25 protein-coding genes are annotated in these 19,470 nt (G+C 71.2%); 22 read left to right on the forward strand and 3 right to left on the reverse strand.

The genetic code is table 11. From position 1 onward, the window contains the following. Window positions 1-41: 41 nt before the first annotated feature. Entirely contained in the window at window positions 42-1,205 is a 1,164-nt protein-coding gene (locus ACSJDX_RS11150) for a glutamate--cysteine ligase (protein ID WP_438352746.1), read from the reverse strand. A 216-nt stretch (window positions 1,206-1,421) separates the two neighbouring features. On the opposite strand from ACSJDX_RS11150, the gene rpsP reads away from it, so the two are divergent. The 4 genes from rpsP to trmD are packed head-to-tail and all read left to right on the forward strand — an operon-like array spanning window position 1,422 to window position 3,416. Then, window positions 1,422-1,844 (forward strand): 30S ribosomal protein S16, encoded by a 423-nt coding sequence (gene rpsP, locus ACSJDX_RS11155; RefSeq protein ID WP_438352747.1) that lies wholly within the window; start codon window positions 1,422-1,424, stop codon window positions 1,842-1,844. Window positions 1,845-1,848: 4 nt separating this feature from the next. Continuing rightward, the gene (locus ACSJDX_RS11160; RefSeq protein ID WP_438352748.1) at window positions 1,849-2,079 is read left to right on the forward strand and encodes an RNA-binding protein; all 231 of its coding nucleotides are present in this window, start codon (window positions 1,849-1,851) and stop codon (window positions 2,077-2,079) included. Continuing rightward, entirely contained in the window at window positions 2,072-2,704 is a 633-nt protein-coding gene (gene rimM / locus ACSJDX_RS11165) for a ribosome maturation factor RimM (RefSeq protein ID WP_438352749.1), read from the forward strand. Before ACSJDX_RS11160 ends, rimM begins: the two co-directional genes overlap by 8 nt. Before the next feature lies 1 nt (window position 2,705). Beyond that, window positions 2,706-3,416 carry a tRNA (guanosine(37)-N1)-methyltransferase TrmD gene (gene trmD, locus ACSJDX_RS11170; RefSeq protein ID WP_438352750.1) on the forward strand — a complete coding sequence of 237 codons (711 nt, stop codon included), beginning with the start codon at window positions 2,706-2,708 and terminating at the stop codon, window positions 3,414-3,416. A 4-nt stretch (window positions 3,417-3,420) separates the two neighbouring features. Here trmD and map read toward each other — a convergent pair whose 3' ends face one another. Then, on the reverse strand, window positions 3,421-4,203 hold the full coding sequence (gene map, locus ACSJDX_RS11175; protein WP_438352751.1) for a type I methionyl aminopeptidase: 783 nt from the start codon (window positions 4,201-4,203) through the stop codon (window positions 3,421-3,423). A 70-nt stretch (window positions 4,204-4,273) separates the two neighbouring features. Here map and ACSJDX_RS11180 point away from each other — a divergent pair, with 70 nt between their 5' ends. The 9 genes from ACSJDX_RS11180 (at window position 4,274) to ACSJDX_RS11220 (ending at window position 11,601) form a co-directional block, all read left to right on the forward strand. After that, entirely contained in the window at window positions 4,274-4,810 is a 537-nt protein-coding gene (locus ACSJDX_RS11180) for an MFS transporter permease (RefSeq protein WP_438352752.1), read from the forward strand. A 178-nt stretch (window positions 4,811-4,988) separates the two neighbouring features. Next, on the forward strand, window positions 4,989-5,336 hold the full coding sequence (gene rplS / locus ACSJDX_RS11185; RefSeq protein ID WP_438352753.1) for a 50S ribosomal protein L19: 348 nt from the start codon (window positions 4,989-4,991) through the stop codon (window positions 5,334-5,336). A 158-nt stretch (window positions 5,337-5,494) separates the two neighbouring features. Further along, window positions 5,495-6,319: a signal peptidase I gene (gene lepB, locus ACSJDX_RS11190; protein WP_438352754.1), complete on the forward strand. Its 825-nt coding sequence runs from the start codon at window positions 5,495-5,497 to the stop codon at window positions 6,317-6,319. Next, on the forward strand, window positions 6,316-6,975 hold the full coding sequence (locus ACSJDX_RS11195; protein ID WP_438352755.1) for a ribonuclease HII: 660 nt from the start codon (window positions 6,316-6,318) through the stop codon (window positions 6,973-6,975). The genes lepB and ACSJDX_RS11195 overlap by 4 nt, the downstream gene beginning before the upstream one ends. Before the next feature lie 62 nt (window positions 6,976-7,037). Continuing rightward, complete coding sequence (locus ACSJDX_RS11200; RefSeq protein ID WP_412931107.1) at window positions 7,038-7,361, forward strand: DUF2469 family protein; 324 nt, start codon at window positions 7,038-7,040, stop codon at window positions 7,359-7,361. A 102-nt stretch (window positions 7,362-7,463) separates the two neighbouring features. Beyond that, the gene (locus tag ACSJDX_RS11205; RefSeq protein ID WP_438352756.1) at window positions 7,464-7,826 is read left to right on the forward strand and encodes a YraN family protein; all 363 of its coding nucleotides are present in this window, start codon (window positions 7,464-7,466) and stop codon (window positions 7,824-7,826) included. Then, window positions 7,823-9,349, forward strand: coding sequence for a YifB family Mg chelatase-like AAA ATPase (locus tag ACSJDX_RS11210; protein ID WP_438352757.1), 1,527 nt, complete (start codon window positions 7,823-7,825; stop codon window positions 9,347-9,349). The genes ACSJDX_RS11205 and ACSJDX_RS11210 overlap by 4 nt, the downstream gene beginning before the upstream one ends. Continuing rightward, window positions 9,346-10,554, forward strand: coding sequence for a DNA-processing protein DprA (gene dprA, locus ACSJDX_RS11215; RefSeq protein ID WP_438352758.1), 1,209 nt, complete (start codon window positions 9,346-9,348; stop codon window positions 10,552-10,554). The genes ACSJDX_RS11210 and dprA overlap by 4 nt, the downstream gene beginning before the upstream one ends. A 129-nt stretch (window positions 10,555-10,683) precedes the next feature. After that, window positions 10,684-11,601: a tyrosine recombinase XerC gene (locus ACSJDX_RS11220; RefSeq protein ID WP_438352759.1), complete on the forward strand. Its 918-nt coding sequence runs from the start codon at window positions 10,684-10,686 to the stop codon at window positions 11,599-11,601. Window positions 11,602-11,625: 24 nt separating this feature from the next. Here ACSJDX_RS11220 and ACSJDX_RS11225 read toward each other — a convergent pair whose 3' ends face one another. Continuing rightward, complete coding sequence (locus ACSJDX_RS11225) at window positions 11,626-12,177, reverse strand: murein hydrolase activator EnvC family protein (RefSeq protein WP_438352760.1); 552 nt, start codon at window positions 12,175-12,177, stop codon at window positions 11,626-11,628. A gap of 390 nt (window positions 12,178-12,567) precedes the next feature. Between ACSJDX_RS11225 and rpsB the strand changes: the two genes are divergently transcribed. From rpsB to ACSJDX_RS11270, 9 genes are all read left to right on the forward strand, one after another. Then, window positions 12,568-13,545 carry a 30S ribosomal protein S2 gene (gene rpsB / locus ACSJDX_RS11230; protein WP_438352761.1) on the forward strand — a complete coding sequence of 326 codons (978 nt, stop codon included), beginning with the start codon at window positions 12,568-12,570 and terminating at the stop codon, window positions 13,543-13,545. 116 nt (window positions 13,546-13,661) lie between these two features. Beyond that, window positions 13,662-14,489 (forward strand): translation elongation factor Ts, encoded by an 828-nt coding sequence (gene tsf / locus ACSJDX_RS11235; RefSeq protein ID WP_438352762.1) that lies wholly within the window; start codon window positions 13,662-13,664, stop codon window positions 14,487-14,489. Between the two features lie 145 nt (window positions 14,490-14,634). Beyond that, window positions 14,635-15,354 carry a UMP kinase gene (gene pyrH / locus ACSJDX_RS11240; protein WP_438352763.1) on the forward strand — a complete coding sequence of 240 codons (720 nt, stop codon included), beginning with the start codon at window positions 14,635-14,637 and terminating at the stop codon, window positions 15,352-15,354. 52 nt (window positions 15,355-15,406) lie between these two features. Beyond that, window positions 15,407-15,961, forward strand: a complete 555-nt coding sequence (frr, locus tag ACSJDX_RS11245) for a ribosome recycling factor (RefSeq protein ID WP_438352764.1) — start codon at window positions 15,407-15,409, stop codon at window positions 15,959-15,961. Window positions 15,962-15,970: 9 nt separating this feature from the next. Beyond that, window positions 15,971-17,026 carry a phosphatidate cytidylyltransferase gene (locus ACSJDX_RS11250; protein ID WP_438352765.1) on the forward strand — a complete coding sequence of 352 codons (1,056 nt, stop codon included), beginning with the start codon at window positions 15,971-15,973 and terminating at the stop codon, window positions 17,024-17,026. Beyond that, window positions 17,023-17,646 (forward strand): DivIVA domain-containing protein, encoded by a 624-nt coding sequence (locus tag ACSJDX_RS11255; protein WP_438352766.1) that lies wholly within the window; start codon window positions 17,023-17,025, stop codon window positions 17,644-17,646. Before ACSJDX_RS11250 ends, ACSJDX_RS11255 begins: the two co-directional genes overlap by 4 nt. Before the next feature lie 57 nt (window positions 17,647-17,703). Further along, window positions 17,704-18,453: a transglycosylase SLT domain-containing protein gene (locus ACSJDX_RS11260; protein WP_438352767.1), complete on the forward strand. Its 750-nt coding sequence runs from the start codon at window positions 17,704-17,706 to the stop codon at window positions 18,451-18,453. A gap of 9 nt (window positions 18,454-18,462) precedes the next feature. Further along, the gene (locus ACSJDX_RS11265) at window positions 18,463-18,747 is read left to right on the forward strand and encodes a hypothetical protein (RefSeq protein WP_438352768.1); all 285 of its coding nucleotides are present in this window, start codon (window positions 18,463-18,465) and stop codon (window positions 18,745-18,747) included. A 1-nt stretch (window position 18,748) separates the two neighbouring features. Continuing rightward, a complete protein-coding gene (locus ACSJDX_RS11270; protein WP_438352769.1) occupies window positions 18,749-19,468 on the forward strand; it encodes an alpha/beta hydrolase in 720 nt (239 codons plus the stop codon). The last annotated feature ends 2 nt before the right edge of the window (window positions 19,469-19,470 follow it).

Here is a 19,470-nt window from a genome sequence, read left to right on the forward strand (position 1 = left end):
CATCCACAGCGACACCGCCCGGCGACCCGAGGGAGGGGGGCTCAGTGGCCGAGGGAGGCGAGGTGCTCGCGCAAGGTGGGGCCGGCGCGGAACTCCCGGATGAGATGCTGGACGACCTCGCGCAGGTCGCCGTCCGAGGCATCCGCCACCAGCGTCTGTCGCGTAGAACTCGCGCCCTGGCTCAGGATCCGCTCGAGCCCGGCGAACTCGCGGGCGCATTTCAGGTCCGCCGCCACGTCGCCCAGGCGCTCCATCGTCTCCCGGAGGTGCGTCGTCACCTCGATCTGCGTTCCGTCGGGATCGACGATGACCCGCGCATCCAGGCCGTAGCGCGCCGCGCGCCACTTGTTCTCGCGGACGAACCACGGCTGGATCGTGGTGAGATCGCGCCCGGCGTCGAGCTCGCGCGAGAAGTGCTCGACGAGCACCTGCACGAGCGAGGCGACGGCGGCGAGCTCGGGGAGCGTCGACATGCCGTCGCACGCACGGACCTCGATCGTGCCCCAGCGCGGGGCGGGACGGATGTCCCACCGCACCTCGGTGGCGTCGTGGATCACTCCCGTCGCGATCATGTCGTCGAGGTATCCCTCGAATTCGGACCAGTCCTTCAGCGGCCACGGCAGACCCGCGGTCGGCAGCTGCTGGAAGACGAGCGCGCGGTTGGAGGCGTAGCCGGTGCGCTCACCCGCCCAGAAGGGACTCGATGCCGACAGCGCCTGCAGATGGGGGAGGTATACGGCGAGCGCGTTGATGATCGGGAACACCTTGTGCACGTCGTCGACGCCGACGTGCACGTGGATGCCCCAGATCATCATGTTGCGCCCCCACCACTGGGTGCGCTCGATGAGGGTGTGGTATCGCGTCTTGTCGGTGATGCCCTGATCGAACCATTGGGCGAACGGGTGACTGCCGGCGCAGAGCAGTTCGATGCCGAGCGGGTCGGTCACCGTGCGGACGGCCGCGATCGCGTCGGCGATGTCGTCGACGGCGGCGGCCACCGTGTCGCCGATCCCACTGGTGACCTCGACGGTGTTGGTCAGGAGCTCTCCGGTGACGGTGTACCGCTCGAGCTTGGTGCGTTCCTCCAGGCCGTCGAGCACCTCGGGGGCTCTCGAGACGAGATCACCCGTGACCCCGTCGGCGAGCATGAGCTCCCACTCCAGGCCCACCGAGGAACGCGAGGATGTCGCGAACGGCTCCGTCATGGGCCCAGTGTGCCACGCGGATGCCTGCCGGGCCCGTGCCTCGCGCGTCGAGGCGTCATGGTTCGTGATCGAGCGCGACGTCTGGCAGAATGGTAGGTCGGACACGATGCTCGACCCTCTATCCAGCGTCGCGTCCACCCTTCTGAGCTTCCGCCGGGTGTGCACCCCACTCTCCAGGCGACCAGTTCGTTTCCTTCCACACCATTCAGGAGAATCGTGGCTGTCAAGATCCGACTCAAGCGCCTCGGCAAGATCCGTGCGCCCTACTACCGCATCGTCGTGGCCGACTCGCGCACCAAGCGCGACGGTCGCGTGATCGAGGAGATCGGGAAGTACCACCCCACCGAGCAGCCCTCGTTCATCGAGGTCGACTCCGACCGCGCCCAGTACTGGCTCTCCGTCGGCGCGCAGCCGACCGAGCAGGTCGCCGCCATCCTCAAGCTCACCGGGGACTGGGGCAAGTTCAAGGGCGACAAGGACGCGGTCTCGACCGTGCAGGTCCGCGAGCCCAAGGCCCCGTTCGAGGTCGACTCGTCGAAGAAGTCCGTGCTCGTGCCCAAGGCCGAGAAGAAGGCTCCCGTCGCCGAGCAGGCCGAGGCCGCCGCCGACGAGTCCGCCGCCGAGACCGACGCCGAGTAAGACGGTGCTGTCCGCCGCGCTCGAGCACGTCGTCAAGGGGATCGTCGATCACCCCGACGACGTCACCATCCGTTCCTCCACCTCGCCCCGCGGCGAGGTGCTCGAGGTGCGCGTGCACCCCGACGACCGGGGACGGGTGATCGGGCGCGGCGGTCGCACCGCCAAGGCACTGCGCACCGTGGTGTCCGCGCTGGCCGACGGCCGGCGCGTCCGCGTCGACGTCGCCGATGACTGACGTGGCCAAGACCGACCGTACGCAGCTGCGCGTGGGGCGCCTCGTCAAGGCGCACGGGCTCAAGGGCGCCCTCAAGCTCGAGCTGTACACCGACGATCCCGACGGCCGCTTCGTGCCCGGGGCGACGTTCACCCTGCAGGTCCCCGAGTCCTCACCGTGGCACGGCAAGCCGCTCACGGTGCGCGAGTTCCGCTGGATGAACAGCCACCCGGTGGCCTTCTTCGAGGGGGTCGACGACCGCGATGCGGCGGAGGCGCTGGTGAAGGCGATCCTCTGGATCGACGAGGATGCCTCGGCGCAGAACCCGGAAGACGACGCTTGGTACGACCACCAGCTCGTCGGACTCGACGTGGTCCGCGACGGCGCCGTCGTCGGCGCCGTGATCCGCGTGGAGCACATGCCCGCGCAGGATCTCCTCATCATCCGCACCGCCGACGCCGACGAGGTGCTGGTCCCGTTCGTCAAGGCGATCGTGCCCGAGGTCGACCTCACCGCCGGGCGGGTGGTCGTCACTCCTCCCGCCGGCCTGTTCGAGGAGCTGCCCGGCGACGACGCCGATGCGCCGGCCGACCTCGACGCGTCCGCCGACGAGGCTCCGCGGGAGCACGACGACGACGAGCGCTGACATGCGGATCGACGTCGTCTCGATCTTCCCCGGCTTCTTCGACGTGCTGGAGGTGTCGCTCCTCGGCAAGGCAAGGGCCGCCGGCATCCTCGATGTGCGCGTGCATGATCTGCGCGACTTCACCACCGACCGCCACCGCACCGTCGACGACACCCCGTACGGCGGCGGTGCCGGAATGGTGATGAAGCCCGAGCCGTGGGGCCTCGCGCTGGACGCGATCGCGACGGATGCCTCGCACGACGGCGGTGCCGAGGCATCCCGTTCTGTGTTCCTCTTCCCGTCGCCGGCGGGCGAGGTGTTCCGGCAGGCCACCGCACGCGACCTGTCGCACGCCGATCACCTCGTGTTCGGCTGCGGTCGCTACGAGGGCATCGACGAGCGGGTGTTCGCGCATGCCGCGACGCTGGGGGACGTGCGTCTGATGAGCCTCGGCGACTACGTGCTCAACGGCGGCGAGGTCGCGGCCATGGCGATGATCGAGGCCATCGGCCGCCTCATCCCCGGCGTCGTGGGCAACCCCGAGAGTCTCGTCGAGGAGTCGCACGAGGACGGCCTGCTCGAGTACCCCTCGTACACGAAGCCGTCCGAGTGGCGCGGCCTCGGCGTGCCCCCGGTGCTGCTGAGCGGCAACCACGGCGCGATCGCCGCGTGGCGGCACGACCAGCAGGTCGAGCGGACGCGCGCGCGCCGCCCGGACCTCCTCGCCGACTGACCCGTCAGCGCACGCCGAGGTGCGAGCGGTCGCTGAGGATGATCGGACCGTCGTCGGTGATCGCGATGGTGTGCTCGGAGTGGGCGCCGCGCGACCCGTCGTCGCTGCGCAGCGTCCAGCCGTCCGGGTCGGTGACCAGCCGGTCGGTGGTCGCGAGGAACCACGGCTCCAGGGCGAGGACGAGTCCCGCGCGCAGCGGGTAGCCGCGCCCCGGCTTTCCGTCGTTGGCCACATGGGGGTCACCGTGCATCTCGCGCCCGACCCCGTGTCCGCCGAAATCGGTGTTGATCGAGTAGCCCTCGCCGTGCGCGACGGCGGCGATCGCCGCGGAGATGTCGCCGATGCGGTTGCCCACCGTCGCGGCGGCGATCGCGGCATCCAGCGCCCGCTCGGTGGTGTCGATGAGCCGGAGATCCTCGTCCCGGGGCGTTCCCACGACGAACGAGACGGCCGAGTCCGCCACCCATCCGTCGACGGAGACGGCGAAGTCGAGGGTGACGAGGTCGCCGTCGCGCAGCGCGTAGTCGAACGGCAGACCGTGCAGCACGGCGTCGTTGATGGAGGTGCAGATCACCTTTCCGAACGGCATCGCTCCGAACGACGGGTGGTAGTCGATGTAGCAGGACTCCGCGCCGGCGCGGCGGATGAGCTCGTGGGCGCGGCGGTCGATCGCCAGGAGGTTCGTGCCGACGGTCGTCTCGTCGCGGAGGGCGGCCAGCGTCTCGGCCACGAAGCGACCCGCGGGACGCATCGCCTCGATCTCGGCGGGAGTGCGCAGCTCGATCATGGGGGTCCTTCCTCCGGGTGACCCTCCATTCTCACCCAACCTCAAGGGGAAGCGGCATAGCATCGACGGCATGTGGCTGCGACGCGCATTCTTCCTCTGGCTGTTCCCGGCCGCGTTCGTGCTGCCGCTGTGGCTGCTCGTCGGCTGGGGCGTCTTCAACGCCGGCGGCTGGGCGTTCCTCTGGGTGCTCCTGGTCGCGATCCCCTCGGTGCTGATCGGTCAGCTCGTCCTCACGCTTCTGGTGCGTGCCCGCGGCACCGTGCGCACGGCCCGCGCCGTCTCGTGGTGGGACGTGCTCGGCTTCACCGTCTGGCACGCGCTGACGATCTCGCTCGGCTTCTTCGTGGAGGCGTGGTGGCTGCCGGTCATGCTCGTGACCGTCCTGGTGGGACTCGGACTGTTCTGGCTGCAGCTGTGGCAGCTGTGGCGCGAGGCGCGCGGCGCGGCCGTGAGCGTCCTGCGGACCGCGGAGGGGATGGCCTACATCCCTCCGGCGGCCGAGGAGGACCGCCTCCGCGACCAGGCCCGTCAGCACGGCGAGGTCATCGTGATCAGCGAGGGCGGCGGTCCGCAGACCGGTCATCCCCATCCGGGCAGCGGGCGCTGATCCACGGCGTCCGGCGTTTTGGCCGGGCGCGGCATCCGTGGCAGAATGGGCGTTTGTGCCCTGAACGGCTCTGCCTCAGGGGAGTCAGTCGTCCGGCGGAAGCCGGCGCATCGGGCACGCGACATCCTTTCCCATCCTTCCCGCGGTCGACCTGTGGCGGCCGCAGAGAGAAACGATCATGCAGATCCTCGACTCCGTCGACGCGGCTTCGCTCCGCTCCGACATCCCCGCCTTCGCCCCCGGCGACAACGTGAAGGTCCACGTCAACATCACGGAGGGCAACCGCTCCCGTATCCAGGTCTTCCAGGGCGTCGTGATCGGCCGCTCGGGCGACGGCGTGCGCGAGACCTTCACGGTCCGCAAGATCAGCTTCCAGGTCGGCGTCGAGCGCACCTTCCCGGTGCACTCCCCGGTCATCGACCACATCGAGGTCGTGACCCGCGGTGACGTGCGTCGCGCGAAGCTCTACTACCTCCGCAACCTGCGCGGCAAGAAGGCCAAGATCAAGGAGAAGCGCGACCGCTGAGTCACCTCCGCAGAAGACCCCGGGATGCTGCATCCCGGGGTCTTCTCGTTCTCCTCGCGGCCATCGCGAATCGCGCCGGAAGTCCGCCGCCGCCCGAGGAGTGTGCGACCCTTGATTGCCGGCCCGCCGACTCGCGATGGGCCTCGTGAAGGAACTCCATGACGACCGAGCAGACGGCCTCAGACTCTTCGGGCGCCCCCGAGCCGGCTCCCGGTCTGCGGCGCTCGTCGCCGTCCCGGCGTCGCGGCTGGCTCGTGTTCCTCCGCGACGTGCTCGTGATCGTGCTGATCGCGGTGCTCGTGTCCTTCCTGGTCAAGACGTTCCTGGTGCGTTCGTTCTACATCCCGTCCGGGTCGATGGAGAACACGCTGCAGATCAAGGACCGCATCCTCGTCGACGAGATCACGCCGCGGTTCGGCGCGTACGAGCGCGGCGACATCGTCGTGTTCCGCGACCCGGGCGGGTGGCTCGACCCGAAGCCCGTGACGCCGCCGCGCCCGCCGCTGGTGGAGGCGGGGGACTGGCTGCTGTCGCTCGTGGGGCTCTCGGCCCCCGACAGCGACGACCACCTCATCAAGCGCATCATCGGGCTGCCAGGCGACCACGTCGTGTGCTGCAACGGCATCGGGCAGCTCACGGTCAACGGCATCCCGATCGACGAGTCGGGCTATCTGAAGCTCAATCCCGGCGACCCCGCCTCGAAGGTGCAGTTCGACGTGACCGTCCCGGCCGGGTCGCTCTGGGTGCTCGGCGACAACCGCAACAACTCCAAGGACTCCCGCTACAACACCAGTCAGCCGGGGCAGGGCTTCGTGCCGATCGACAACGTGGTCGGACGCGCGTTCCTCATCACCTGGCCGTTCGACCGCTTCGGCGGCCTCGACTTCCACCACCAGGTCTTCTCGGGCGTACCGGCACCCGGCAAGGAGGCGCCCGCCACCACCGCGCCCGCCGGGCCGGGCGCGGCCGGTCCCGGGCAGTGACGGTCGCCGAGCCTCGACTCACGCTCGAGCGGCGACTGCTGCGCGAGCATCCCCTCGTCATCGCCTGCGACGAGGTCGGACGCGGAGCGCTGGCCGGTCCCGTCGCCGTCGGGGCCGCGGTGATCGACGCGCGGGACGCCCGCCGCCGCATCCCTCTCGGGCTGCGCGACTCCAAGCTCGTACCCGAGGCGCGGCGAGCGGATGTCGCGGGCCGCGCGGCCTCATGGGCGTCGGCCACCGCTGTCGGATGGGCGAGCTCCGCGGAGATCGACGAGGTCGGCATCATGCGGGCGCTCGGCAACGCGGCGATCCGCGCGATCGCGGATCTGCGCGGCTGGGGCGTGCGCCCCGAAGACGCCATCGTGATCCTCGACGGCAACCACGACTACATTACCGCCGCCGGCGCGACCGGGCTCACCGTGCGGCCCGTCATCAAGGCCGACCGGGACTGCGCCAGCGCGGCCGCGGCATCCGTCATCGCCAAGGTCGCGCGCGACGCCCTGATGACAGACCTGCACGAGGGGCTGCCCGCATACCAGTGGGCGCGGAACAAGGGCTATGCGAGCCCCGAGCACCGCGATGCGATCCGCGCGCACGGCATCAGCGTGCACCACCGGTCGTCGTGGTCGATCGCCGATGCGCCCACCCTCTTCTGAGTCCCCGCGCCCGGCGGCACGCGCGGCGCGAGGCGTACCGGGGCGCCTAGGATGGGAGCACCATGGATGACGAGGTCTTCGAAGACTACGACCGCGAACTGGAGCTTGCGCTGTATCGCGAGTACCGGGACGTGGTCTCGCAGTTCCAGTACGTGATCGAGACCGAGCGGCGCTTCTACCTGGCCAACGAGGTGAACGTCGTGCGCCGTGACACGGAGCACGACTTCTACTTCGAGATCTCCATGACCGACGTATGGGTGTGGGACATCTACCGCGCCGATCGTTTCGTGAAGTCGGTCCGCGTGCTCACGTTCAAGGACGTGAACGTCGAGGAGCTCACGCGACGCGACTTCCACCTTCCCGAGGAACTCTCGCTCGACAGCTGATCGTTCCTCCCCAGGACCGCGCTGAGGGCCATCGACGGCGGAGTTCCCCCGATCGGGGTGCACGGCACGCGCCGGTGGGCCGACGCGCGCGACGATGCCGTCATGGCAGACAAGGACGAGCTCGGCCGTGCGGGCGAGGACCGTGCGGCGCGACACCTCGAGCGTCTCGGCTGGCGCGTTCTCGACCGCAATTGGCGGGCTTCCGACGGCGAGATCGATCTCGTCGCCGACACCGGGCGGGAGCTCGTCGTGGTCGAGGTCAAGACCCGACGGGGAGAGCGGTTCGGGCATCCCTTCGAGGCGATCGACGCCCGCAAGCGGCATCGGTTGTGGCGGCTCGCGATCGCGTGGGTCTCCGCGCACCCCGAGGCCGCGCAGCGGCGGCGACTGCGCATCGACGCGGTCGCGATCACCGGCCCCGATCCGGCGACCGCGGTGCTCGAGCATCTTGAGGACGTGTCGTGACGGTCGCGCGCACGTGGGCGGTCGCGCTCACCGGCCTCGACGGAGCGCTCGTCGAGGTGGAGGCCGACCTGTCGAACCAGATCCCCGAGTTCCGCATCATCGGACTCGCCGACAAGGCGCTGGCCGAGGCGGTTCAGCGCGTGCACAACGCGTGCGCGAACAGCGGCCTTCCGCTGCCCCGGCGCCGTCTCACGATCAATCTGTCGCCGGCGAGCCTCCCGAAGCAGGGGTCGGGGTTCGACGTCGCCGTCGCGATCGCAGCCCTCGCCACCGAGGTGCCCATGGACGCGGCGTCCCTCGCGGCCACCGTGCACCTCGGCGAGCTGGGGCTCGACGGCAGGCTGCGACCGGTCCCGGGCATTCTGCCGTCGGTGCTCGCCGCCGCGCGCGAGGGCCGCACGCGCGTGGTCGTCCCGCACGCGAACGCGGACGAGGCACGGCTGGTGGGCGGTGTCGAGGTCCTCGGCGCGGTCGGCCTCGCCGATGTCGCCCGGTGGCACGGTGCGGATGTGGAAGAGGCCGCGCTCGCGCCCGTGGAGGAGGGTGCCGCCGCCGATCCTCCGTCGCCGACACGCGAGCTCGCCGACGTGATCGGACAGGACGCGGCCGTCGACGCGCTCGTGGTCGCCGCCGCCGGCGGTCATCACCTGATGATGAGCGGCCCGCCCGGGGCCGGGAAGACGATGCTCGCCGAACGGCTGCCGGGCATCCTCCCCGACCTCGACGACGAAGCAGCGCTCTCGGTGGCGTCGGTGCGCTCGCTCTCGGGCCATCGCGTCGCCTCGCTCAGCCGCACACCTCCGTTCGAAGCCCCCCACCACAGCGCGAGCGTGGCGGCGCTCGTCGGCGGCGGCAGCCGCGTCATCCGACCCGGGGCGATCGCACGAGCTGGACACGGCGTGCTGTTCCTCGACGAGGCGGGGGAGTTCGCCGGCCACGCGCTCGACGCCCTGCGCCAGCCGCTGGAGAAGGGCCGGATCACGATCCACCGCGCCGGAGGTTCGGCGGAGTTCCCTGCCCGGTTCCAGCTGATCGTCGCCACCAACCCCTGCCCGTGCGGGCAGTACGGGGTGCGCGGGGGCGCGTGCGTCTGCGCGCCGCAGGCCATCAGACGGTACCTGTCCCGGTTGTCCGGTCCGCTGCTGGATCGCATCGACATCGAGCTGGCCATGGCCCGCGTCTCCACCGCGCACGCCGATGACCGGGGCGGGACGGTCACCACGGCGCAGGCGCGCACGCGGGTGCGGGAGGCACGGGAGCGCGCCGCGATCCGGCTCGCGGGCACGCCGTGGCGCGTGAACGCCGACGTCGACGGCGGATGGCTGCGACAGGGACCGCTCGCTCCGGAGCCGATCGCGAGACGATCCATCGATGCGGCCCTGCAGCGCGGGGCCCTCACGCTGCGCGGGTACGACCGCGTGCTGCGCGTGGCCTGGACGGTCGCCGACCTCGACGAAGCCGACCGCCTCGAGCCGCAGCACATCGGCCGTGCACTGTTCCTGAAGAGAGGAATCCGCCCATGACCCGTCTCCTCCCGCCCCACGACGCCGCACGTCGTGCGCTCCGCGGGCTCGTTCCCGCCGACGCGGACGATGCGGACATGCAGGATGCCTACGCCCGTGCGATCTGGAGCAGCCTCGTCGAGCCCGGCGACCGCGTCGCCGCCCGGCTGATCGCGGAGTGCGGCGCCCCGGACGCGCTGGAGGCGGTGCGGGTGGGAGTCGCGTCGGTGAGCGGTGAGATCGCCACGCCGAAGGAGTGGACGGATGCGCGTGCCCGCTGGCAGCCGCGGTGGAGCGACGCCATCGCCGGCCATGCGCTCGACACCGCACGGCGTGCCGGCGTCATCCTGGTGCGGCCGAGCGATCCGGACTGGCCCGCCCCCCTTGACGATCTCGGCGAGCATGCGCCGCTGTGCCTGTGGATGCGCGGACACCGTGCGGCGCTCGCCCGGCTGCGGCCGGCCGTCGCCCTCGTGGGCGCGCGGGCGGCGTCGGGGTACGGCGAGCACGTCGCCGGCGACTTCGCGGCCGCGCTGGCCGGAACCGGGATCGCGGTGGTCTCGGGCGCCGCGTACGGGATCGACGGCGCGGCACACCGTGCCGCCCTATCCAGCGGCGGCCTCACCGTCGCCGTGCTGGCCGGCGGCGTCGAACGCCCGTATCCGGCCGGTCACACCGACCTCATCGGCCGCATCGCGGCACAGGGTCTGCTGATCAGCGAGACGCCGTGCGGCACGGCTCCGACGAAGTGGCGATTCCTCCAGCGCAACCGCCTGATCGCCGCGCTGAGCGATGCGACCGTCGTGATCGAGGCGGGATGGCGCAGCGGGTCGCTCAACACCGCCGCACACGCCGCCGCGATCGGCCGTCCGCTCGGCGCGGTCCCCGGTCCGGTGACGAGCGCCACCTCGGCAGGATGCCATCGGATGCTGCGTGAGTTCGACGCCCGCTGCGTCACCACGGCCGACGAGGTGCGCGAGCTGCTCGGCGACTTCGCGTCGATCACCGATCGGCGGATCTCGACGCCGGGATCGCGGCCCCTCACCGACGATCGCACCCGCGTGCGCGACGCGCTCAGCACTCGGGTGTGGCGCACCCCCGACGACGTGGCCCGGCGCGCGGGGATGATCATCGGCGAGGTCGAAGGCCTCCTCGGTCTGCTCCACCTCGACGGCGAGGTGGAGCAGGGGCTCGACGGATGGCGGATGCTGTCCCGCGCGCCCTGAGGCGCGCGGGGCGGCCCGCACGTGTGCAGAGGCGAGCGCGATGCCCGTGCATCGGCGTGGCAGAAGCACGTCCGGCCGACGGGCGCGTCCCGCCCGACCATGCGGGGTGCGGCGCGTCATGCTGTAGGCATGCGGATGGATGACGCGGTGACGGCATGGCTCGACGAGCTCGCCCGCGTGCGCAGACTGTCGCCGGCCACCGTCCGCGCGTACCGCTCCGACCTGGCCGACCTGTCCGCGGGCATCACCGCGGACGTCGCCCTCGCCGAGGTGACGCTCGAGGATCTTCGGGCCTGGCTGTGGGACGCCACCCGCCGGGGCGATGCCCGATCCACGATCGCCCGCCGCACGGCCGCCGTCCGCGGATTCTTCGCCTGGGCGACCGAGGCGGGCCACATCCCCACCGACCCGGGTGTGCGTCTGGTCGCCCCTAAACGCGGCCGAACTCTGCCGGCTGTCGCCACCGCGGAGGCTCTCGAGGGCGTTCTCGAGCGGATGGCGTCGGCCGCGGCATCCGGAGACCCTCTCGCGCTGCGCGATCACGCGATCCTGGAGCTGCTGTACGGGGCGGGCATCCGGGTCTCGGAGCTGTGCGGACTCGACGTCGACGACCTCGACCTCGATCGCGCCACCGCGCGGGTGCTCGGGAAGGGCGCGAAGGAACGCGTCGTGCCGTTCGGTAGCCCCGCCGTGCGTGCCGTGCAGGCCTATCTCGTCCGCGGCCGTCCCACCCTCGCAGCGCGATCGGCCGAGGGCGGTCTCGGCGCGGCCCGAGCGGTGTTCCTCGGCGCGCGCGGCGCCCGTCTCGGTCCCCGCGCGGTGCACGCCGTGGTCACGCGCGAGCTCGGCGAAGCGCTCGGCCGCGACGCCGTCGGTGCGCACGCCCTGCGACACTCCGCGGCGACGCACCTGCTCGACGGCGGAGCCGACCTGCGCACCGTGCAGGAGCTGCTCGGTCACGCGAGCCTCGGCACGACGCAGATCTACACCCACGTCTCGAGCGAGCGACTCGTGGCCTCGTACCGCCAGGCGCATCCGCGCGCCTGAGCGTCGGCGGCGCCGCCGACGCGGTCAGCAGCACGGCAGCAGGATGGCTCGGGGGATGCCGCCCAGCAGCAGCATCGGATTGATGTACGCGCCGTCCCAGCGCACGCCGAAGTGCACCGTTCCGGGGGCGGCGTGGCCACCGGTCGACACCACGCCCACCGGATCGCCGCGCGCGACGACGGTGCCGGGCGCGAGCGCGGTCTCGACGGGTTCCAGGGTCGTCACGAGCCCGTCGCCGTGGTCGAGCGTGATCACGCCGCGGCCGGCCACCGCCCCGGCGAAGGCCACCACCCCGGGCGCCGGGGCGGTCACCTCCTCACCTGGCCCGCGAGCGAGGTCGATACCCCGGTGACCCGGTCCGTACTCATGCGCGGGCGCCACCCACGGCGCGACGATCCGCACCGGTGCGACCGGCCAGACCCAGCCTCGCTCGGCGAGGTCGGGCGGCGCCGGTGCCGCGACCGCAGATGCCGCAGACCCCGCCGACGCCGCGAACAGGAGCGCCGCCGCAAGGGCGGCCGACGCGATGCGCCGCGCCGGAGCGGTCCGGACCCACCGCGCGGGGAGGAGGGGCATGCCTCGAGGATGCCGTGACACGTCCTCCTGCGTGTGCGCGCGCCGCGATCGGTGGATGCCGGGGCACGGATCCTCCTTCGACGGCGGCCGGGGAGGAAGAGGAGAAGAGCGCGCGAGGAGGCATACCTGCGCGCGACCGCATGGCCGGGAGCCGAGGCATCCGTCTCCGTCCTTCGCCCTGATACACTGGTTCCGCACCCCGCTGGTCGGGGTGACTACGCGTGCCCACAGCGTCGATCTCCGGTTCCCGGATCGCGACGCGGCATCCACTCCCATCGGTCTCCCTCTTGCGAGGGTGCGGGAGTGCGCCGGGCACCAGGATCCGCCGATCGTGCGATCGGCGGGAGACAACCGCAAGCGGCGCTCCGCGCCGAGAACAGGAGTACGGCCATGGCCGTCGTCACCATCCGCCAGCTGCTCGACAGCGGCGTGCACTTCGGACACCAGACCCGCCGGTGGAACCCGAAGGTGAAGCGCTTCATCCTCACCGAGCGCTCCGGCATCCACATCATCGACCTGCAGCAGTCGCTGTCGTACATCGACAAGGCGTACGAGTTCGTCAAGGAGACCGTCGCCCACGGCGGCACGGTCCTCTTCGTCGGCACCAAGAAGCAGGCCCAGGAAGTCATCGCCGAGCAGGCGACCCGCGTCGGCCAGCCCTACGTCAACCAGCGCTGGCTCGGTGGACTCCTCACGAACTTCAGCACCGTGTCCAAGCGCCTCGCGCGCATGAAGGAGCTCGAAGAGCTCAACTTCGAGGACCCGGCGGCGAGCGGCTTCACCAAGAAGGAGCTGCTGATCAAGAAGCGCGAGCTCGACAAGCTGCACAAGTCGCTCGGCGGTATCCGCAACCTGACCAAGACCCCCTCGGCGATCTGGGTCGTCGACGCCAAGCGCGAGCACCTCGCCGTCAACGAGGCGTCCAAGCTCGGCATCCCGGTGATCGGCATCCTCGACACCAACGCCGACCCCGACGAGTTCCAGTACCCGATCCCCGGCAACGACGACGCCATCCGCTCGGTGGGCCTGCTCACCCGCATCGTCGCCGACGCCGCGGCCGAGGGCCTCATCCAGCGCCACCAGCCCACCGACGAGGCCGCCGACGCCGAGCCGCTGGCCGACTGGGAGCGCGAGCTGCTCGAGCAGGGCTCGAACGAGCAGGGTTCGGCAGAGACCGCGAAGGTCGCCGACGAGGCGATCGCCGCCGCGGACGCCGCGGACGCGGTCGACGTCGAGGCAGAGGTCGTCGCCGCGACCGAGTCCGCCGCCGACGAGGCCGGTGCCGCCGCCCACGACGAGGCCGTGGCCGACGCCGCCGGCGAGACGGCCGAAGAGGTCGCCGCCGCCGAGACCGCCGACGCCAAGTAAGCATCCCGTCGCCGGGCGGTCACCCGCACCGGCTACGATCGGCGAGGTCCTCTGCGGAGGGCCTCGCCGCGCATCTCTCACGCACAGAACGCACCAGAACTAGGAGCCGCCACACCATGGCCAACTTCACCATCGCCGACATCAAGGCGCTGCGCGAGCAGCTCGGCACCGGAATGGTCGACACCAAGAAGGCCCTCGAGGAGGCCGACGGCGACCTCGAGAAGGCCGTCGAGATCCTGCGCCTCAAGGGCGCCAAGGGCAACGCCAAGCGCGCCGACCGCTCCACCAGCGAGGGTCTCGTCGCGGCGACCGAGGTCGACGGCAAGGTCACCATCCTCGAGCTGAACACCGAGACCGACTTCGTCGCGAAGAACGACCGCTTCATCGCGCTCGCGGACAAGGTGCTCGAGGCATCCGCCGCCGTCGCCGCCGAGTCGCGCGACGCCGCCCTGGCCGCCCCGGCGGGCGCGCAGACGGTCGCCGACCTCATCTCGGACGAGGCCGCGATCATCGGCGAGAAGGTCGAGCTGCGTCGCGTGGAGACGCTGTCCGGCGACCACTTCGAGATCTACCTGCACAAGACGAGCAAGGACCTGCCCCCGCAGGTCGGCGTCGTCCTGGCCTACTCGGGCGACGACGCGGAGACGGCGCGCAGCATCGCGCAGCACATCTCCTTCGCCAACCCGTCCTACCTCTCCCGCGATGAGGTCCCCGACGCCGAGGTGGAGAAGGAGCGCGAGATCGTCACCGAGATCTCCCGCAACGAGGGCAAGCCCGAGGCCGCGCTTCCGAAGATCGTCGAGGGGCGCGTCAACGCGTTCTTCAAGCAGGTCTCGCTGCTCGACCAGGACTACGCGAAGGACAACAAGCAGTCCGTCGCCCAGGTCGCCAAGGACGCGGGTCTGACCCTCACCGGCTTCGCCCGGTTCAAGGTCGGCGCCTGACACGCCAGGGGAGGCCCGCATCGGGAACGATGCGGGCCTCTTCTTTTCCGCGGGACCGCACCCGCGAGGCGCGGTGCCCCATGCCCGTGCGTCCCACGGCGCGCACGCGCTTCGATATCCTGCACACGCGACGAGAGGACTCCCCGTGACCGATGAGACGACCGGACGCCGCCGCGTCCTGCTGAAGCTGTCCGGCGAGGCGTTCGGCGGCGGCCAGCTCGGGGTCAATCCCGACGTCGTGGGCGCGATCGCCCGCGAGATCGCCGAGGCCACCGATCGCGTCGAGATCGCCGTGGTCGTCGGCGGCGGCAACTTCTTCCGCGGGGCCGAGCTCAGCCAGCGGGGCATGGACCGCGGTCGCGCCGACTACATGGGCATGCTCGGGACGGTGATGAACGCCCTCGCCCTGCAGGACTTCCTCGAGCAGGCCGGCGCCGCCACGCGCGTGCAGTCGGCGATCTCGATGACGCAGGTCGCCGAGCCGTACATCCCGCGTCGCGCGGAACGGCACATGGAGAAGGGCCGCGTGGTCATCTTCGGCGCCGGCGCGGGCCTGCCGTACTTCTCCACCGACACCGTCGCCGCCCAGCGCGCTCTGGAGATCGGCGCCATCGAGGTGCTGGTGGCGAAGAACGGCGTCGACGGCGTCTACACCGCGGATCCGAAGAAGGATGCCGCCGCCACCCGCATCGACCGGATCACCTACCTCGACGCGCTGCAGCGCGGACTCAAGGTCGTGGACTCGACCGCTTTCAGCCTGTGCATGGACAACCGCATGGACATGCGGGTGTTCGGCATGGAGCCGGCCGGAAACGTCACCCGGGCGCTGCTCGGCGAATCCATCGGCACGCTGGTCACGGCCTGAACCGAGCCCGCGTCTAGACTGAGGGTTCAAGGTTTCAACCGAAGGAGTCACGGTGATCGCCGACGTCTTGGCCGATGCAGGTGCACGGATGGATCGCGCCGTCGAGGCCGCGAAGGAGGACTTCGCCACGGTGCGCACCGGGCGGGCGAACCCGCAGCTGTTCCAGAAGGTCATGGTCGGCTACTACGGCACGCCGACTCCGCTCGCGCAGCTCGCGTCGATCAACAACCCCGAGGCGCGCACCCTCATCGTCACGCCCTACGATAAGTCGGCGCTGCGCGACATCGAGCAGGCGATCCGCGACATCCCCAACCTCGGCGCCAACCCGACCAACGACGGCAACATCATCCGCGTGACGATGCCCGAGCTCACCGAGGAGCGTCGCAAGGAGTACGTCAAGCTCACGCGCAGCAAGGGCGAGGACGCGAAGGTGCACGTGCGCGGCATCCGTCGCAAGTCCAAGGACGACCTCGACGAGCTCAAGAGCGAGTTCGGCGAAGACGAGCTGGCTCGCGCGGAGAAGGAGCTCGATGCGCTCACGCGCGCCCACGTCGATGCGATCGACGAGGCGCTCAAGCGCAAAGAGGCAGAACTCCTCGAGGTCTGAGAGCTGTCCATGACCGACGCGTCCGGGTCCCAGCCGGGTGACGACACCCCCGTCGATACCGGCGTCGCGCTGACCCGTCGCGAGGCCGCCGACGCCCGCCGTGCGGTCGAGGCCGGTGAGCTGCCGCCCGCGTTCCATACGCAGATCCGCGCGGCGCGGAGCGAGTTCGAGTCGCAGGTCGCGCATGCGCGTGCGGAGTTCGATCAGGCCAACGAGCGCATCAAGGAGCGCACCGGACGCGATCTGCTCGTGGCGATCCTCATCGCGCTCGGGCTGGGTGCGGTGCTCGTCGGCTCGCTCATCTTCCTCAAATGGATCTTCGTGCTGTTCGCCCTCGGCGCCGCGATCCTCGGCATCTTCGAGCTCGGTCGCGCCCTGCAGGGCGCCGGACGCCGCGTCGACGTGGTGCCGCAGCTGACCGCCGGCACGCTGCTGGTGCTCGCGGGGCTGCTCCAGGAGGAGTGGCTGCACTGGGTGGCCCTGTTCTTCGCCGTCGCGTTCGTGATCGTCTGGCGCATGATGGCGCAGATGATCGCGAAGGACGCCCGCACCTACGCCGATGTGCTCAGCGACGTGCTCATCGCGGGATTCGTGCAGCTGTACGTGCCGTTCTTCGCGAGCCTCGCGGTGCTGCTGCTGCGTCAGCCGCACGGCGAGTGGTGGGTGCTCGCGTTCATCATCGTCGTCGTGGCTTCGGACACCGGCGCGTACGCGACGGGTCTGCTGCTCGGCCGTCACCCGATGGCGCCGAAGATCAGTCCGAAGAAGACGTGGGAGGGCTTCGCCGGCGCGATGCTCGCCGCCGTTCTCGCCGGCGTGCTCCTGGCCCTCTTCATGCTCGGGCTGCCGTGGTGGGCGGGCCTGGTGATCGGTGTGCTGATCCTCGTCACCGCGACCGTCGGCGACCTGGGCGAGTCGATGGTGAAGCGCGATCTCGGCATCAAGGACATGAGCTCCTGGCTTCCGGGACACGGCGGCGTTCTCGACCGACTCGACTCCATCCTCCCCTCCGCGGCGGCGGCGCTCGCCCTGTACTACCTGCTCTACCCCCTGGCGGTGATATGACGATCCACGACCTCGTCCCGGAGACCCCCGAGACGCCCCAGACCCCCGGAACCCCGACGGCTTCTGCTCCCGCGGTGCCCTTCCCCGAGGCGCCGCGACGCACGAAGGGCTACGACAAGCGCGCCGTCGACCATTTCCTCGAGCTCGCGCGTCTCTCGTTCGAGTCACGCGGCACCGACCCCGAGGCGCTGTCCTCCCGCGATGTCCGTGGCGTCGCCTTTCCGCTCAGTCGGCACGGGTACGCGATCGCGCCGGTCGATGCCGCCCTCGCGCGCATCGAGGACGCGTTCGCGGCGCAGGAGCGCGGTCGCGCCGTGTCCACCGGCGGCGTGCGCTCCTGGGTCGGGCAGACGCGCGAGGCGGGACAGGAGATCCTCGACCGCCTCACCCGGGCCCCGCGCCATCGCTTCGAGCGCGTCGGGTCGATGCGCTACGGCTACCGCGTCGACGAGGTCGATCTGGTCACGGACAAGATCTCGCGCTACCTCGAGACGGGGGAATCCGTCTCTGTCGACCAGGTGCGGGCGGTGGCGTTCCGTATGCAGCGCGGCGGCTACCGCGAGGTGCAGGTCGACGCGCTGCTGGATGCGGTCGTCGAGGTCATGCTCGCGGTGCGCTGACGCGCGGGAGACGACGCGTGGCACGTCGGGGATGCTCGGGTTAGAATCGGGACCACTGTGACTTCCGGAAACGAGATGACACCCGCGTCCGCACGGCGGTCCTATCGGGCCCTGGCCGCCCGAGAGCAGACCGTCGCGCCCGAGCCGCCGCGCCGCGCCGCAGCGGCGCCGGCGCCGCGGTGGTCGCGCCGCCGGCGTGTGATGGGCGTGTTCGCCACCGTCGCGGTGCTCGGTTTCGCCGCCGCCTACGTGGGCCCCCTCAGCGGCTCGCTCATGGGTGCGAGCGCGCTGGAGCCCGCCGCCGTGACCCTCTACGCGAGTTCGATGGACGACAGCCAGTCCTTCGCAGCGGGCTACGCCGCCGGCAGGGCGGCGGCCGAAGCGGATGCCGCGGCCGCGCGCGACCTCGGACGCGGCAGCTACGCCGTGTACGTCAAGCCCAAGCCGACACCCACTCCGACGCCGTCCGCCACGAGCGGCTCGAGCTCGAGCGCCGCCGCAGCGCCGACCCGCCCGCTGTACACCGGCGGCGGCTCGCCCGCGGAGTGGATGGCGGCGGCCGGGATCGCCGAGGGCGACTGGGGCTACGTCGACTACATCGTCAGCCGCGAGAGCGGATGGAACCCGAACGCGACCAACAAATCCTCGGGCGCGTGCGGACTGGTGCAGGCGCTGCCGTGCAGCAAGGTCCCGGGGAACGGCTACGACCCCGTCGACAACCTCCGCTGGGGGAACGGCTACGCCGTCGGGCGCTACGGGAGCTGGGCCGCGGCCTATAACTTCTGGTCGTCCAACCACTGGTGGTAACCCCCGCTCATGCCGCGCTCGCATCGCCGACGCCCCGAGCCGTCGGACGACGACTCCCTGTCGCGTCTCATCGCGGGCTGGAAGCGCAGCGAGTCGCGTCGAGGTGGGGAGTGGACGGTGCAACCGGTGTCGGCGGCGCAGGCCCTGAAGCCCTACACCTGCCCGGGATGCGGACGCACCATCGAGCCCGGTGTCGCCCACCTCGTGACGTGGCGCGCCGACGGCGTGCTCGGTGACGGTGCCGATCTCGCCGCGCGACGACACTGGCACACGCACTGCTGGAGGATCAGCTGACATGGAGATCCGAGGACCCGTTCTGCTGCCGGCCCGCCGGGAGGACGTCGACCTGCAGACCCTCGACGGGCTGCGGCTCGTCGGCGAGCTGGCACTGCCGGAACAGGCGCCGCCGGTCGCGACGCTCGTCACCCTGCACCCGCTGCCCACGGCGGGCGGCTTCATGGACTCGCACATCCTGCGCAAGGCCGCCGCGCGATTGCCCGCGCTCGCGGATCTCGCCGTCCTGCGGTTCAACACGCGCGGCACGACCTCACCGCGCGGGACGAGCGAGGGCGCCTTCGACGGCGGGCGCGCCGAGGCGTTCGACCTCGCGGCGGCGATGGAGTTCGTCCGCGAGCGGGGGCTCCCGCGACCCTGGTTGCTCGGCTGGTCCTTCGGCACCGAGCTCGCCCTCAAGTACGGGCGCGACCACCGCATCGAGGGGGCGATCCTGCTATCGCCGCCGCTGCACCGCGCGAGCGCCGAGGAGGTCGCCGCGTGGTCCGGAGACCGTCGGCGGCTGATCGCCCTGATCCCGGAGTTCGACGACTATCTGAGACCGGATGCCGCGACCGCACGGTTCGCGTCGGTGCCGGACGCGGTGCTGGTGCCTGTCGAGGGCGGCAAGCACCTGTGGGTGGGGGAGTCGCAGACCCGGCGCGTGCTCACCGAGATCGTCGGCGCCGTCAACCCGGCGGCCCTGCCGCTGCCCACCGTGTGGGAGGGGCCGCTCGGCTGAGG

It is taken from the genome of Microbacterium fluminis (assembly GCF_051549805.1).
GTDB lineage: Bacteria > Actinomycetota > Actinomycetes > Actinomycetales > Microbacteriaceae > Microbacterium.